General features: G+C 46.6%; 16 protein-coding genes and 1 riboswitch. Of the genes, 3 read left to right on the top strand and 13 right to left on the bottom strand.

Annotated features, from left to right (window positions below; translation table 11 throughout):
- Nucleotides 1-25: 25 nt before the first annotated feature.
- From M3193_RS14080 to M3193_RS16750, 3 genes are all read right to left on the bottom strand, one after another.
- On the bottom strand, nt 26-595 hold the full coding sequence (locus M3193_RS14080) for an NADPH-dependent FMN reductase (RefSeq protein ID WP_251628902.1): 570 nt from the start codon (nt 593-595) through the stop codon (nt 26-28).
- A gap of 183 nt (nt 596-778) precedes the next feature.
- On the bottom strand, nt 779-934 hold the full coding sequence (locus tag M3193_RS14075) for a hypothetical protein (protein WP_251628899.1): 156 nt from the start codon (nt 932-934) through the stop codon (nt 779-781).
- 37 nt (nt 935-971) lie between these two features.
- Complete coding sequence (locus tag M3193_RS16750) at nt 972-1,094, bottom strand: hypothetical protein (protein ID WP_285852003.1); 123 nt, start codon at nt 1,092-1,094, stop codon at nt 972-974.
- A 652-nt stretch (nt 1,095-1,746) separates the two neighbouring features.
- Between M3193_RS16750 and M3193_RS14070 the strand changes: the two genes are divergently transcribed.
- Nucleotides 1,747-2,571 (top strand): squalene/phytoene synthase family protein, encoded by an 825-nt coding sequence (locus M3193_RS14070; RefSeq protein WP_251628965.1) that lies wholly within the window; start codon nt 1,747-1,749, stop codon nt 2,569-2,571.
- A gap of 132 nt (nt 2,572-2,703) precedes the next feature.
- Here M3193_RS14070 and M3193_RS14065 read toward each other — a convergent pair whose 3' ends face one another.
- The 4 genes from M3193_RS14065 to M3193_RS14050 form a co-directional block, all read right to left on the bottom strand.
- Nucleotides 2,704-3,711 carry an anti-sigma factor domain-containing protein gene (locus tag M3193_RS14065; protein ID WP_251628897.1) on the bottom strand — a complete coding sequence of 336 codons (1,008 nt, stop codon included), beginning with the start codon at nt 3,709-3,711 and terminating at the stop codon, nt 2,704-2,706.
- Nucleotides 3,708-4,457 carry an RNA polymerase sigma-I factor gene (gene sigI, locus M3193_RS14060; protein WP_251628895.1) on the bottom strand — a complete coding sequence of 250 codons (750 nt, stop codon included), beginning with the start codon at nt 4,455-4,457 and terminating at the stop codon, nt 3,708-3,710. Before sigI ends, M3193_RS14065 begins: the two co-directional genes overlap by 4 nt.
- An 84-nt stretch (nt 4,458-4,541) precedes the next feature.
- Nucleotides 4,542-5,342, bottom strand: a complete 801-nt coding sequence (locus M3193_RS14055) for an MSCRAMM family adhesin SdrC (protein WP_251628893.1) — start codon at nt 5,340-5,342, stop codon at nt 4,542-4,544.
- Between the two features lie 187 nt (nt 5,343-5,529).
- Nucleotides 5,530-6,819 carry an MFS transporter gene (locus M3193_RS14050; RefSeq protein WP_251628891.1) on the bottom strand — a complete coding sequence of 430 codons (1,290 nt, stop codon included), beginning with the start codon at nt 6,817-6,819 and terminating at the stop codon, nt 5,530-5,532.
- Between the two features lie 129 nt (nt 6,820-6,948).
- Here M3193_RS14050 and M3193_RS14045 point away from each other — a divergent pair, with 129 nt between their 5' ends.
- Nucleotides 6,949-7,164, top strand: coding sequence for a small, acid-soluble spore protein tlp (locus tag M3193_RS14045; RefSeq protein WP_251628889.1), 216 nt, complete (start codon nt 6,949-6,951; stop codon nt 7,162-7,164).
- A 62-nt stretch (nt 7,165-7,226) separates the two neighbouring features.
- Here M3193_RS14045 and M3193_RS14040 read toward each other — a convergent pair whose 3' ends face one another.
- Both M3193_RS14040 and M3193_RS14035 read right to left on the bottom strand, forming a co-directional pair.
- The gene (locus M3193_RS14040; protein WP_251628963.1) at nt 7,227-8,783 is read right to left on the bottom strand and encodes an ABC-F family ATP-binding cassette domain-containing protein; all 1,557 of its coding nucleotides are present in this window, start codon (nt 8,781-8,783) and stop codon (nt 7,227-7,229) included.
- A 268-nt stretch (nt 8,784-9,051) separates the two neighbouring features.
- Nucleotides 9,052-9,567: a hypothetical protein gene (locus M3193_RS14035; RefSeq protein WP_251628887.1), complete on the bottom strand. Its 516-nt coding sequence runs from the start codon at nt 9,565-9,567 to the stop codon at nt 9,052-9,054.
- A 113-nt stretch (nt 9,568-9,680) separates the two neighbouring features.
- Nucleotides 9,681-9,780, top strand: a riboswitch (purine riboswitch).
- 36 nt (nt 9,781-9,816) lie between these two features.
- On the opposite strand from M3193_RS14035, the gene M3193_RS14030 reads away from it, so the two are divergent.
- On the top strand, nt 9,817-10,998 hold the full coding sequence (locus M3193_RS14030) for an MFS transporter (protein WP_251628885.1): 1,182 nt from the start codon (nt 9,817-9,819) through the stop codon (nt 10,996-10,998).
- A gap of 92 nt (nt 10,999-11,090) precedes the next feature.
- Here the strand turns inward: M3193_RS14030 and M3193_RS14025 are convergent, their stop codons facing one another.
- The 4 genes from M3193_RS14025 to cysK form a co-directional block, all read right to left on the bottom strand.
- Complete coding sequence (locus M3193_RS14025; RefSeq protein ID WP_435372053.1) at nt 11,091-12,077, bottom strand: aliphatic sulfonate ABC transporter substrate-binding protein; 987 nt, start codon at nt 12,075-12,077, stop codon at nt 11,091-11,093.
- 20 nt (nt 12,078-12,097) lie between these two features.
- Nucleotides 12,098-12,850: an ABC transporter permease gene (locus M3193_RS14020; protein WP_251628881.1), complete on the bottom strand. Its 753-nt coding sequence runs from the start codon at nt 12,848-12,850 to the stop codon at nt 12,098-12,100.
- Nucleotides 12,783-13,625 carry an ABC transporter ATP-binding protein gene (locus tag M3193_RS14015; RefSeq protein ID WP_251628961.1) on the bottom strand — a complete coding sequence of 281 codons (843 nt, stop codon included), beginning with the start codon at nt 13,623-13,625 and terminating at the stop codon, nt 12,783-12,785. Before M3193_RS14015 ends, M3193_RS14020 begins: the two co-directional genes overlap by 68 nt.
- Before the next feature lie 78 nt (nt 13,626-13,703).
- Complete coding sequence (gene cysK, locus M3193_RS14010; RefSeq protein ID WP_251628879.1) at nt 13,704-14,633, bottom strand: cysteine synthase A; 930 nt, start codon at nt 14,631-14,633, stop codon at nt 13,704-13,706.
- Nucleotides 14,634-14,696: the final 63 nt, after the last annotated feature.

Genomic DNA, 14,696 nt, shown 5'->3' with positions numbered 1-14,696 from the left:
GTCTCAGTGAACGAGACGGCTCTTCTTATTTAGAAATTTCGGCTAATGCTTTTCTTTGCGAATAAAATGCGATGAAATTGTTTACGACGGTATCCAAGAAATCGATCGTCGCTTGGTCTGTAATTTGACCTGTTTCATCCATTTTTTCATGGATGGAACCGATGTACACTTCATTGTTCGGCAATAGTGCAGGTGAAAGCATCGGGTTCGTCAAAATCTCACGCAAATGCAATTGAGCGCGGACACTTCCCAACACACCCATTGAAGCACCGATCATGAAAGCGGGCTTGTCTTTAATTGCGAAATTGCTTCTCGACAGCCAGTCGACAGCGTTTTTCATTGCGCCTGGAATGGAGAAGTTGTATTCAGGAACTGCAAATAGGACCGCATCGGAATCCCGGACGTTATCCAGGAAATCTGTAACGTTTTCTGACGGATTGCTCTCTCTGTCAATGGAAAACATATCGACATCATTAATGAATACAGGCGTGATATCGAGTTTGCCCGCATATTTCTTCCTCAAATACTCAACCACCTTCAAATTGTAGGAAGTCGAGCTTGTACTGCCGATAATTGCTTTTACTGAAATAGCCATGTTGTTGGACTCCTTCTCTATTGTCTTCTTAGCATTGCCTCTCCCTTGAAAGGTATGCATTCCCCTATGAAACTGGGACATCAATTGTTGACTCCTTAATTATCTCACATTCAAGATACTTTTTCTTTACATCTGCTCAAAGTAAAAGAACGTTCCCCGATTGCTCAAGGAACGTTCCATCTATTAATTGAAGAAGCTGAAGAAAATCATCCAGAAAGGAACGTTTTTCCGCTCTTTCCTTCTCCGCTTGAGCGCTTTTCGCTCCATGCGGAACTGTTCGATCTCCTGCCGCATCTCTTCCATATGTCGTTGAACTACTTCTCGGTCAATTGTATACATATATATTCTCCTCTTGGAGAGGGACCTGAAAACGAGATTACAATTGGCGCTCACCTGTCGTGCCGCCATTACCATCCACACAGTTTGGAGATTCCCACTCCGTCAATTTTGTCGTATTTATTCGTTCATTCCATTGAAGTCTTACGTTTTGAATATTCATTTTGCCTTTTCCTCCTTTATTTTTTAGTTGAATTAATTCACTTGCAGGGATCATCGCTACCCGCTTTCCAAAGACTCCACCATCAATACTTTCCGTTGCTGTCCTGCTTTAATCATTGCGAACACTCCGTTTCATTTAGTATTTTATATCCCGCATTAACTAGCTATAAGATTCCCACGTCGGGAATCAACAGCCAGTAAATGCCCGATTGGTTCATCTAACAATCAGTGGAAAATCACCACTGATTGAAGGTTCACCTTATGTCACACGCTAAGCGTGAAAACACCGAATTTTCCTTCATATGAAGACACAAAAAAGCACACGCCTTTTGCATAAGCGTGTGCTCATAGAAAAGAACGGCATACCATGCCATTCCTCGGTCTGTCTTCAATTAGAAGGAGAGATTGGGTAGGCACGGATCAAGTATGAAGTTATGTGTAGTAAGTGCAGCGTTTTTCATTTTCCGTACCTCCTCTATTATTAGAATAACTTACTTCCTGAGGATACCATTTCCAATTATTCAGTGTCAATAGGTAATTTGAAAAAGTTTCTCTTTTTTTATTTATCCCGCAATGATAGGGTTGGCAACTGCTTCAAGAAATAGTGTATGATATGCAATAAGAACTGCTTCAAGAAATGAAGGAGGACCCCTATTATGAACGAAGCGAAACTGCAAAAAGAAGCGATGCACGTACTGAAGCTGACGAGCAGGACCTTCTATATTCCAATTAAATTATTGAATCCCACGTTACGGAAGACAGTAGGCTCTGCTTATTTATGTATGCGGGCGATTGATGAAATAGAAGATCATGAAGAACTCCATCCGCAGAGCAAACAGCATCTGTTGCAGTCAACGAGCAAGCTGCTGCAAACCGACTTTTTTGACGTCGCTGCGTATCGTGCTCTTCTCAAACCATATGAAAACCTCTTGCCGGAAGTGACATTGCGACTTGGCGACTGGCTCGCCGTATGTCCCTCAGGTATCGTCGCCAAAGTGAAAGAGTCGACGAGCATCATGGCGGATGGCATGGCAAAATGGGTCGGCAAGGATTTCCTTGTTCAAACGAAAGAGGATTTAGACGACTATACATATTATGTAGCAGGTCTCGTCGGTGTGATGCTTTCCGATATTTGGGAGCAGTATGACGGGACAAAGACCGATCGCGATTTGGCGATCGGGTATGGTCGCGGATTGCAGGCTGTGAATATGCTGCGCAATCAAGAGGAAGATGCGGAGCGCGGCGTCCGTTTCCTTCCTGAAGGATGGGACAGACATGACCTGTTCGAGTATGCGGAGTCGAATTTGAAAAAGGCCGATGCTTATATCGAGTCCATTTCCAATAAAAACATCTTGCTGTTCTGCAAGATCCCCCTTGCGCTTGCGAAGCGGACGATCGGCGCGATGCAAGGCGGACAGGAAAAGATGAACCGTGCGGAAGTCGAATCGACAGTGGAAGCGATTTTGAAAGAAGTGTAATAACAAAAGCGGAGGGTGGCGGAACCGGTGCTCCTAACGTTAGGCTAGCTTTGGACGCGAGCCACTGTTTACTAACAAAAAAGAAGAGGCTGCAGCAGATACTCAGTACTGAACTGATGATCTGCTGCAGCCTCATTTATTATTGTGCGGATTCTCTTTCTTTTCTTTTGACGGATTTTCTTTTTGTTGTTTGGCGGGTGGACCTTGATCGTTATTATTATGCTTATTCCCCGATGACGAGTGAGGCGGCGGGCCCTTCTTGTCTGTTTGAGGCTGCACCTTGTCACTTTGTCCTTTCGTCGGCTTATTTTCATATTTCTCCGCCGGTGGACCTTGCTGTTCTCCAGATTTATTTGAACGTTCCTTCTCCGTCTTATGTTGTTGCGAATGAACAGAAGGAACGGTATCCTTCTTCGGTTTTTGCAAAGCATCTTTTTGCGGCTGAGCAGGTTTCTTCTCGACCGGATCCGAATTCTTCTCAGGATGCTTTCTCTCTTTACTTTCGATCGACCTGAGCTGTTGGATCGACATATTCTTCTCATTCGCCACTTTTCTTTCCTCAGGCGTGCTTTCAGCAATATCCAAGGTGAGTTCTTCATGATTCCCGCGGACTTCCTGCAAGGCGTCACCAATTAGCTGACGGGTCTGCTTTGCCCTTTCACGGGTTGAATAGATGGTCGTAATACTTACCTGCTTGTCGTCGTTCCCCGTTAATTCCATCATGGCCATGTCCAATATGGCTTGGATGGGCTGACCCTTCCATGCAGATAGGTGATCCTCTTCATTCAAATTGTCCTGCAAATAACGCAAGGAAACGACATTTCCGCTCCGGTTCACTCCAAACTCCATCGCTGTGCCTGCATCCAGTTGGACGTACGCCATCACTTTTTCATTCAACGGGTTTACTGAGGACAGCATGAAGAATAGAACGGCCGCCGCGATCAGGACGGCTCCGACAAACCGTTGCTTTGCCTTTCCGCCGGCAATAATAGAAGGAGCAACGAGTGTGAACTCAGCTTCCTCCCCGACTTCAGGGGGGTTCCCGACCGGAACTCCGCGCAGAAATTCGCCTTTCTCCGTCAGGAACACCATATATGTAGTTTTCTTTTCGCAAACAACGCCTCTATATGTCCGCATCATATGAGTTCCCCTTTGACGTATTCCTTTAAGTATGTAAAATTGTGGTTCAGCAGCAGCGTAACCGCAATGATGTATTTCCGATGTCGCTCAATCGTTTTTCGTGAAACTTCAACAATATGTTCCAACTGCTTGATTGGCAATCTTTTACTTTCCGTGAGATGCTCATAAAACTCTGGTGTCTCCGCTATGATTTGGGCGATTTGAAATGCGGTCTTTCGCGAATCAGCATGTTTCGGCGATGCTGCAGCCAGCTCGCGAAATGATAAGCCATATTCCGCCAACAACCCGCTATATTCAGCTATCTCTTCCCGGCGTTCTACCGCTTGCCGCTCTTCCGAGTAGGTACTGATCGATGATTGGTCAAAGTCGTATTCAAGTGCCGCGGCATTTCCATCATCGTCTATGGATAGAAGGACTTTCGCATTCCTCACCGCTTCTTTTCGGATATGATCGATCAGCCTCCGCTTCATGATCAAGTGAGCAAAAGTCGTAAGCGATGCCTTTTCTTCAGGATCGTATATCAAAACCGCCTCGTGAAATCCGACCATCGCAATACTGAATTCCTCATCACTTTCGTCAATGAATCGATCACATACAAAAGAAGCCGTTTTCTTCATAAACGGAGTAAATGCGATGAGAAGTTCGTTCATAACCTTCTCATCGCCAGTCTTCGCCTTCCATACAAGCTCTTTCAATCCTGTATCAGACTTCTTGTTGAAAATCCCTTGTATGATGGTCAAAAGCATGTATAACCCTCCGTTCCCATCCATTCCGATTGCTATGATTCTAATAGGTGCAACGGAAAATAGGAAGCAGTAAACTATGGTAAATTAGTTTTTCTTCTCTTTTTTCTCTTGTTTTTCAAGTTCTTTTGCAGCTTTGCGCTCTTCCTTCAATGTTTCGCGTTCAGCTTTTTGAGCCGCTTTCAATGTCTCTTTTTGCTCTTTATGCACTGCATTCAATTCGGCTTGAGGATTTTTCACTTTTACTTTAGCAGGCTTCTCTTCTTGGACCGGTGCTTTTTCTGTAACTTGATTTTCTTTTGCAGGTTCTTCAACTTTAGGCGCTTCTTTAGTTACCGGTGCTGTTTCCTTCACTTCTTCTTTAGGAGCTTCCACTACCGGCTGCTTGCTTTCCCATTTCGCGATGGCGCGTTCCATATTGCGTTTAATCGCCGCTTTTGCAGTTGGATTTCCAGCTTGCTCATACGCTTTTGCTAGGGCAGCAAGATTCCCTGCTGTATAACCTTCTGGAATTTCAGGTAGTTCGTTTTCATCAGTTTCAGTTGCTTCGCCTTCTTTACCGGCTTCCTTATCTGCATCAACGTCCGCTTCTTTGTCAGTTTCTTTGTCCGTTTCTGTGCCAGCTTCTTTGTCAGTTTCTTCGTCCGTTTCTGTGCCAGCTTCTTTATCAGCATCTACGTCTGTTTCGTCTTCATTAACGACTTCCTTAACCGGGCTGTCAACAGTTACCGGAGTCTCTTCCACTGCTTCAGTCGAAGCGTCTTCGTTAAGTTGTGTCAGATCAATAAGTTTACCTGCTTTTTCATCCGCTAGCGCATAGCCTGTCCCGCTAATTGTCAATCCTGCGATAAGTAATGCCGCACCTGTTTTTTTCCATCTGTTTTTCATGAATAAATCACCTCGTCAATTTTTTGCCCTTTTGTCGGACATAATAGTTATTCGACGGTACTTGTCGTTTTGTGGGGGTCGGAAATAAAAAAAAGACAGGCAACCGAATTAAATCCGTTGCCTACCTCATTTATTCTCTTAAAAATTATCTACTCGTAACGCTGCGCTTTTACTCGCAAAAGCCGTTCTACGTGACGGCTTTCGCCACTTTCTTGTTTCTCCCTTTTACATGGACCCAAATAATAAGCGGAATGAGAAGCAATGATAAATACATTCCTACGAAGCCCAAGATGGCATAGCTTGAATAGGCGACGATGACGCCGGATAGCAAGCTGCCTGCAGTGCCGGAAAGTGCCACCCAAACGTCTACCGTGCCTTGCGTCTTAGCACGGGTTTTCATATCAGTCGAATCGATAATGATCGCTGTACCACTAATTAAACCGAAGTTCCAACCGATCCCAAGCAAAACGAGTGCAATCGCAAGCCAAAAGAAGGATTCCCCCGGAGCAAAAGCGGCCAGTAATCCGGCAAGCGACAGCGTGACACCTGAAGCGATTACCATGAACGTCCGTCCAAGCTTATCAACCAATACACCGGTTCCTAGGGACGGCAAGTACATCGCCGCAATGTGGAAACCGATAATCATACCAACGGCTGACAAACCGCTTCCATGATTTTGCATATGAACTGGTGTCATTGTCATAACGGCGACCATGACGAAATGGGACAATATCAGCACGGCCGCACCTGCCAAAACGCCGACGCGATTTGAAGTTCTTTGCAATAAATGATTTACATCCTTCGACTTCCGCTTTATATGCTTCTCTTGCTCTGCGGCAATCCCTTTTGCGACCAGAAATGGATCAGGACGTAAAAAAATCAGGAACGTCAAGCCCGCAAGTAAATAGGCGACCGCCGCTAAAATGAATGGACCCGCTAAAGCCGGAATGCCCAAGACAAGCGCGATTTCCCCCATCGGCTCCACCAAGTTAGGGCCCGCCACAGCGCCGAATGTAGTCGAAACCATTGCGATGCTAATCGCCGTCGCACGCTGCTTTTCATCCGCCAAATCCGTTCCAGCATAACGTGCCTGAAGATTCGTCGACGTTCCCGCGCCATAAATGAATAATGATATGAACAATAAGAACAAATTGTCATAAGCGGCGGCAAGGATTACGCCGATTGCCCCAATTCCACCGGCAATGAAGCCGAGCGACAGTCCATACCTGCGACCGGATCGCTGGGAAATGCGGCCGACTAAAAAGGCAGCTAGCGCAGAACCGAGCGTGAATAATGCTGCGGGCACACCCGCAAAACCTTCATTGCCAAGCATATCCTTGGCGATGAGCGCGCCGACAGTTACTCCCGCCGCAAGTCCCGCCCCGCCAAAAATCTGTGAAATAATAACAACAATTAATGAGCGTTTATAGAGTTTTCGCTGCGCTTCGGGTGATTGAATAATTTGCTCCAATTCCATCGACTTTCGCCCCCTTTCTTTGTTAGAGGTATTATATAGGACATTTTTCAATTATGCGAGATTGCCAGGTCATACATAATTATGAGTCATTTGGAAAGACTATGTTTGAATAAAGAAGGAGGAACAACCATGCCTAGACCACTACCGAATGATTCCGCCGATAATGTCGACCGGTTGAAAAAGACGATCAGCAATATGGAAGCGGCGAACGAAGCGGCGAAAACAGCAGAGGGCGCAGAGCTTGCTACCATCAAAGAAAAGAACGAGCGCCGTAAAGAAGCAATAGAAGGTTTGCAAGAGGAAATCAATCAAGAAAACAAATCGCGGATCAACGGATACAGTTGAAAAAAAGCACCTGGACGATTTGAACTCGTCCGGGTGCTTTTTCACGTTTAGCGCTTAGTACATCAAAACATTTTGGTCGTCCAATTTTCCCCGTTCCATATATCTGTCACGACGCCTTCATAGAAATCAGGCTCATGGGAAATGAGTAGAACACTGCCCTTATACTCTTTCAAAGCGCGCTTCAACTCAGCCTTCGCATCGACATCAAGGTGATTCGTCGGTTCGTCAAGGACGAGCAGATTCGTTTCCCGGTTGATGAGCTTGCAAAGGCGCACTTTCGCCCGTTCTCCCCCGCTCAGGACTTTCACCTTGCTCTCGATATGCTTCGTCGTCAAACCGCATCGCGCCAACGCCGCACGCACTTCGTACTGGGTGAAATGCGGGAATTCGTCCCACACCTCTTCCAAACAAGTTCGATTTGATTCCGTCTTCATCTCCTGCTCGAAATAGCCGATTTCCAGATGGTCGCCTAATTCCACTGACCCTGCAAGCGATGGAATTTCACCGAGGATGCTTCGCAATAGCGTCGTCTTCCCGATTCCATTCGCACCTGACAACGCAATCTTCTGTCCGCGCTCCATCGTCAAATCGAGCTCCCTCGACAGCGGCTCATCATAGCCGATAACGAGGCCTTTCGTTTCGAATAAATAACGTCCCGGTGTACGGGCAAGCTTGAAATCGAATTGCGGCTTCGGCTTTTCTGCATCGAGTTCAATGATGTCCATCTTGTCGAGCTTCTTCTGACGGGACATCGCCATCCGGCTCGTTGCGGCATTCGCTTTATTGCGCGCAACAAAATCCTTCAAGTTAGCAATTTCCTTCTGCTGCTTTTTAAAAGCCGCTTCCACTTGCTGCTTCTTCATTTCATGGACACGCAGGAACTCGTCATAGTCCCCGGCGTACCGCGTAATCTGCTGATTTTCCATGTGATAGATCAGGTTGATGACGCTGTTCAGGAACGGAACGTCATGTGAAATGAGGATGAACGCACTCTCATAGTTCTGCAAATAATTGCGCAGCCACTCGATATGCTCGACGTCCAAGAAGTTTGTCGGCTCGTCAAGGAGCAGGATATCCGGCTTCTCCAGGAGCAGCTTGCCGAGCAACACTTTCGTACGCTGCCCACCGCTCAGATCATGGACATCCCGTTCCAGCCCGAATTCATCCAAGCCAAGTCCATTCGCCACTTCATCCACTTTCGAATCAATGATGTAAAAGTCGTTATTTGTCAGCTCATCTTGCATCTGCCCCGTTTCCTCGAGCAGCTTCTCAAGCTCGTCCGCATCGACTTCGCCCATCTTCGCAAAAAGGACATTCATTTCCGCTTCCAGATCATAAAGATATTGAAACGCCGTCCGGAGCACATCACGAATGCTCATCCCTTGCTGCAGCACGACATGCTGATCCAAATAACCGACCCGCACCCGCTTCGCCCAAGTGACTGTTCCCGCATCCGGCTCAATCTTCCGCGTGATGATATTCATGAACGTCGATTTCCCCTCGCCGTTCGCACCGATGAGCCCAATATGCTCACCTTGCAATAAACGGAACGAAACATCGTCGAAAATCGCTCGATCCCCGAACCCGTGACTTAAATTACTTACTGTCAATAAACTCATATATTGTACACCTTTACCTTCTGTCAAAATAAAATCCTACTAACGCATAAAATCATGCATTTGCTCATAAAACCGTAGAAGTACACATAAATCCTCGGATACACGCATAAAACGTCCTAAAAGCTCATAATACGATTTTCCGACGCATAAATGGCGCAAAGCACGCATAACCGCTCTCAATAGCGCATAAACGCTCATTCACCCAACTGTTCTCCATTATATAGTGATTCCGCTTCTCGGGATAGACCGTTTTCAAAAGTTTTCGCGCTCAAACGGCATGCAGCACTCGTAGCGCCAAAAGGACACTATGCAGAAAGTCCGGGATCTCCCGCATATTTTCCTCATTGATTTTCGTCCTGAACTTCACTTCGATGTTGTTCGAGAGGCCGTTTCGCTCCTCTCCGTACATAAAACTCAATGTTTGCGTGACGAGCACTTCATTTTCCCATATATCGCTTAATGCTTCTTCTATGAGCCTGCATTGCTCCGTTTCTCGTTGGACATGCTTTTGAAAGCGCACTGTCAATGAACAGCCGGGATTTCCCCCGGGCATTTCCAGTAGTTCATTCGCCAAATCCTGTAAAGCTGCCTCCAGAATAATCTCAGCTGATACATCCTCTACATCGAATAGCGTAAATTGCAAAGTGAATTTCCTAGCAAGGATAGCAAAATCCATTTGATCCGATCGGTTGATGATCCTTATATCACCTTCAATCGTATCAAGATCATATAGTTGGTTTTCAAATGCGACTGTCAAATTTTCAAATACTGTCGGATCGTACAAAGTAATTCCTCCAAAAAATGATATGCCTCTACATGTAATGTAACAATATTCGTTCGGAATAGGAAATTTCTCTTGATATAAATCCCTAACCGTGATAGATTGATGAATAGAAAATTTTATACGTCCGATATATATGTATAACCTCAATAATATGGATTGAGGGTCTCTACCAGGAACCGTTAACTCCTGACTACAAAGGAACTCACTTTGCAGTCGTGAGTTTTTTTATTTTTCAGAGGAGGATTTCGCATGAACTTTAGAGTATTCATCATTGCCATATCAACGATTACAGTCGGCCTCGTTGAATTGATCGTCGGTGGCATCTTGCCGATTATCGCAGATGATTTGAACGTTTCAATCGGAACGGCTGGGCAGCTCATAACGGTTTACGCGCTCGTGTTTGCCATTGCCGGTCCGGTTTTATTATCTTTGACCGCGAAAGTTGAAAGGAAAAAGCTGTATTTAATTTCAATGACTGTCTTTTTCATCGGAAACATTTTGACCTATTTCAGTCCTACTTTCACATTCCTGATGATCGCCCGTATCATCACCGCGTTGAGTGCGGCGCTTCTCATCGTTCTTTCCTTGACGATTACCGCGCGAATTGTCGAAGCGCCCCACCGTGCGAAAGCGCTCGGTTATATTTTCATGGGGCTTAGTTCTTCCCTCGTGTTGGGCGTGCCGGTCGGTATTCTTCTTACGAATGCGTTCGGCTGGCGCAGCGTCTTTTTAGGGATTGCTGTCCTTTCAATCGGCGCTTTCATTCTCATCTCCATATTCCTCGAGAAAATGGAGACGGGAGATGTTCTTCCGCTGTCCGCGCAAATCAAAGCACTGGGGAATAAAAAAATCGTATTTGCCCACTTGGCGATGGTATTCATGCTGGCTGGCCATTACACGGTTTACGCCTACTTCACGCCATTTTTGGAAACGAATTTGCACCTGAACCAATACTGGATCAGCATCTGTTATTTCCTATTTGGGTTAGCGGCAGTTGGCGGCGGAGCATTCGGGGGCAACCTTGCAAATTGGATCGGATCGAAGAAAAGCATTCTAATCATTATTGGTGCCTTCGCTATCAGCCTTTTCGCATTGCCCTACTCGACATTCTCTTTTCCGTTCTTCCTTGTCGTCATGATGGTGTGGGGCGCATTAAGCTGGGCCCTTGCGCCGCCGTTGCAGGATTATATTATCCAGGCGGATCCTATTACATCTGATATTAATCAGAGCTTCAATAATTCTGCTATACAAGTCGGGATTGCAGTAGGTTCAGGGATTGGCGGGATCGTATACGGCTATACCGATTCGGTTACGAGCATGCCGACTGTCGGTAGTGGGGTCGTCATCATTGCGTTCCTATGCGCAGCAGTCTCTTTATCAATTGCCACCGGCAAGGTTAGGAATCTACGGGAAGCAAAAGCCGATTGTTAATAAATAAAGAGGACCTCTTTTTTCAGCGAGGTCCTCTTTTTATTGCCAATAAAAAAGGGAACCCGGCAAACAGGTTCCGTTTTTCCCCTAGGTTATTCCCCCAACAAATAAGAAACATCGATCATTCCCTTAATATCACTGCTTGTCACATAGCCCGCTTCCTTGCTGATATCCGCCATTTCCTGGATGACTTGTTCATTCACCTCAGTAGTGACTTCCAGCTTCGCGAATGCCGCGGCTGTCTCTTCTGCACTTATTTCCTTGCCCGTTAACTCTTTAAGATGTTGGATGACCAGCTTTTGTGCTTCCTCTGGATTTTGCTGGATGAACTCGACTGCCCGCTTATGTGCTTTCAAATACGCTTTGGCAAACTTCTTATTTTTCAAGAATTCATCGCTAGCTGCAACGACTGTGTTCGTGGATTCCTTCCCCCATGCAAATTCATCCCAATCGAGGATCAGCTTGCCGTTCGCTTGCGTTTCGAGGATATTTCCCCACGGTTCTTGTGTGGCTGCGGCATCCACCGAGTTTTGAACGAAGAGTGTAGCAGTATCCGCAGGTGCCGCCGCAAATAATTCGACCGTGCCGCCATTTGATGTCGTTTCTAGATTCACTTCTTTCAACGCTTTTCGAAGCATGACGTCTTGAGTGCTTCCGATCACCGGGATGGCGACTTTTTTACCGTCGAGATCAGCAAGCTCAGAAACGCCTCCGCCTTCACTCGCGACGAGCACTGCTCCTCCGTTCACCGCTCCTGAAATCAAACGGAATGTCGGGTTTTTCACGTAGAAGTTGAGCAATGGACCGGGACCGACTGTACCGACGTCAATCGATTTCGTCGTCATCGCTTCCATGAAGAGACCACCGTTGCTCACCGTTTTCGTTTCAATCTTCACATCATCCCCGAATTCCTCTTCAAAATAGCCCTTTTCAAGAGCGACAATCGTAGCGATATGCGTCAAGTTCGGGAAGTATCCGATTTTGACAGACTTGCTGCCTGATGACGAAGATCCGCAAGCAGTTAGGATTCCCACTACTAAAACCGTTAACACTGTCATGATCAATGACTTTTTCATTATCCATTTCCCCTTTGTATAGGTCATGCGAGACCCCATTTTTTCTGAACAGAACGCTCCAAACGCATAAACACGACATTGTCCATAATCGTCCCGATCACTGCAATGATGATCATGACTGAGATGACGAGATCCATTTGACCAAGGGACCGCCCTGTCTCCAGCAATTGCCCAAGCCCTCCGCCGGAGCCCAGCAATTCCCCTGCCATCAAGGCGCGCCATGAAAATGCCCAAGCGATGCGGAGTCCTGATAGCAATTGCGGAACGGAGGCAGGCATGATGACGGTTCGGATGAAATGCAGTCCCGTCGAACCGAATGTTTTGGCGACGCGTTGGTACAGCGTCGGCACATTCCGGAATCCGCTCGTCGCACTGACGGTCATTGTCCATGTCGCTCCGATCGTAACAATGAATAGAATCGAGAAGTCATTCAGTCCAAACCAGATGATTGCGAGCGGAAACCAGACGATGCTCGGAATGGACTGCAACGCGGTAACGAGAAAGCCGAGTGTATCCTCGACCAACTTATAGCGCCAAATGAGGTAGCCCATGATGACGCCTAAGACGATGGCTATGGCAAACCCGATCAGCAGTCGGCTCATGCTTTTTCCAATCGCCGCCAAAAACTGACCATTCACAAGACCGTTGAAAAGCGTCTCCAACACTTGTGTCAACCGGGGAAACATGAAATCCGGCAATACCGAAAGTCTAGATGTGACTTCCCATATCACCGCTATCATTGCGATGAAGATGATTCGTCGTAAAGCTGTAGTCATCACCCATTTCCTCCTTCAACACCTTCTCGATTTCCTTTTCCAAAATGGCTAAAATCCGCTGCTCCGTATGCAAAGTTACACTATCGGGTAACACGCCGTCCGTCGATGTCGGAACGGGAATGACGTCCTTCACCTTTCCGGGACGCGTGCCGAAGACAATCACTTTTTCCGAGAGTAAAACGGCTTCCCGGATATTGTGCGTAACGAAAAATATTGTTACTTTCGTCTTCTTCCATATGTCGATCAATTCTTTATGGAGCACCATCCTCGTCTGTTCATCGAGCGCGGAGAAAGGTTCATCCATCAATAAAATATCCGGTTCCATCACTAACGCTCTTGCAATCGAAACCCTTTGCTTCATTCCCCCCGAAAGTTGATGCGGATAGGAATGGATATAGTTGCTCAGATGAACCATTTTCAACATGTCGATCGCCTTCGCCTCGGCTTCTTGTTTCGGCATCTTTTTCAGCAGCAAACCATACTTCACGTTTTCCAAAACGGTCAGCCACGGGAAGAGACCAGCCTCTTGGAAAACGACGACCCGGTCGGGACCAGGCTTCTTCACTTCATTCCCGGCAATTCGGATGCTGCCTCTATCCGCACTTTCCAACCCTGCAATCATATAGAGGAGCGTCGATTTGCCGCAGCCGGAAGGCCCGACGATCGAGACGAAGCTTCCTTTTTCCATCTCGATATCTATGTGGTCAAGCACTTGAACCTGCTCTTTTCTTTCATTCACAAAACTCTTCTCAATCCCATCGATTGTTACATACATTTTCCGCACCTCGACTTCCCTTATTTGTTTAGTCGGAATTAAAGTTGTGAAAATGGAGAGGACTTTTATTCCTCTCCTTTAGAAATCAAATAAATCACTCGATAAATACCGTTCGCCGTTATCGGGCGCAATGCAGACGACCGTGTCATCCGGCGTCAGCCGTTTCGCCACTTGCATCGCAGCATACACCGAAGCCCCTCCGCTCGGGCCGAGGAGCAATCCTTCCCGCGCCGCCAATTCCCGGACTGTTTTATAGGCGTCCTCGTCTTCGATCTTGAAAATCTCATCATAGACGGATGTGTTTAATATCGATGGAATAAACCCTGGACTTGTTCCGACAAGTTTGTGCTTCCCGGGCTTTCCCCCGGATAGTACGGGAGATCCCGCCGGTTCTGCTACATGCACTGTGATCGTATGATCGTGTCCCTTCAAATATTCACCGGTCCCTGTAACGGTGCCGCCAGTTCCCGCCGTACAGACAAAAGCGGTCAGTTTGCGGTTCAACGATTCCATCGCCCGGATGATTTCAGGTCCTGTCGTATGCCGGTGAATATCCGGGTTGGCCTCATTTTCAAACTGCATGGGGATGAAGCTATTCGGAATGTCTGCAGCAATTTCCTCCGCCTTTTCAATAGCCCCCGGCATTTTCAAGTCGCTCGGCGTCAGCACTACTGTAGCACCGTATGCTTTTAATATATTGATGCGCTCGATTGTCGATGAATCAGGCATGACAATAATCGTTTTATAGCCTCTCGCAGCAGCGCTCATCGCGATACCGATGCCAGTATTTCCGGATGTCGGTTCAATGATGGTATCCCCAGGTTGTAATAAACCTGCTTTTTCCGCTTCGATTATCATATTGTATGCCGCCCGGTCTTTGACGCTTCTGCTCGGATTAAAATATTCGAGTTTCACATAGACGTCAGCACCCTGTTGATCGGGAAGGCGATTTAATCGTACTAAAGGGGTTTCGCCGATCAATTCAGCGATATTATTCACTACTCGCAAGACGTTCAGCTCCTTCTCGTATCGGGTTTAATTGATTATAGCAGATTAATTCCTATAATACAT

This window comes from Sporosarcina luteola (assembly GCF_023715585.1).
Taxonomy (GTDB): Bacteria; Bacillota; Bacilli; order Bacillales_A; family Planococcaceae; genus Sporosarcina; species Sporosarcina luteola_D.
The sequence above is the reverse complement of the archived record's forward strand: the minus strand, read 5'-3'. Positions and strand labels throughout refer to the sequence as shown.

Excerpts from the sequence above, each read along its gene's own strand:
- M3193_RS14080 (WP_251628902.1), bottom strand. The coding sequence starts at position 595 with ATGGCTATTTCAGTAAAAGCAATTATCGGCAGTACAAGCTCGACTTCC.
- M3193_RS14075 (WP_251628899.1), bottom strand. The coding sequence starts at position 934 with ATGTATACAATTGACCGAGAAGTAGTTCAACGACATATGGAAGAGATG.
- M3193_RS16750 (WP_285852003.1), bottom strand. The coding sequence starts at position 1,094 with ATGAATATTCAAAACGTAAGACTTCAATGGAATGAACGAATAAATACG.
- M3193_RS14065 (WP_251628897.1), bottom strand. The coding sequence starts at position 3,711 with ATGATGCGGACATATAGAGGCGTTGTTTGCGAAAAGAAAACTACATAT.
- sigI (WP_251628895.1), bottom strand. The coding sequence starts at position 4,457 with ATGCTTTTGACCATCATACAAGGGATTTTCAACAAGAAGTCTGATACA.
- M3193_RS14055 (WP_251628893.1), bottom strand. The coding sequence starts at position 5,342 with ATGAAAAACAGATGGAAAAAAACAGGTGCGGCATTACTTATCGCAGGA.
- M3193_RS14050 (WP_251628891.1), bottom strand. The coding sequence starts at position 6,819 with ATGGAATTGGAGCAAATTATTCAATCACCCGAAGCGCAGCGAAAACTC.
- M3193_RS14045 (WP_251628889.1), top strand. The coding sequence starts at position 6,949 with ATGCCTAGACCACTACCGAATGATTCCGCCGATAATGTCGACCGGTTG.
- M3193_RS14040 (WP_251628963.1), bottom strand. The coding sequence starts at position 8,783 with ATGAGTTTATTGACAGTAAGTAATTTAAGTCACGGGTTCGGGGATCGA.
- M3193_RS14030 (WP_251628885.1), top strand. The coding sequence starts at position 9,817 with ATGAACTTTAGAGTATTCATCATTGCCATATCAACGATTACAGTCGGC.
- M3193_RS14020 (WP_251628881.1), bottom strand. The coding sequence starts at position 12,850 with ATGACTACAGCTTTACGACGAATCATCTTCATCGCAATGATAGCGGTG.
- M3193_RS14015 (WP_251628961.1), bottom strand. The coding sequence starts at position 13,625 with ATGTATGTAACAATCGATGGGATTGAGAAGAGTTTTGTGAATGAAAGA.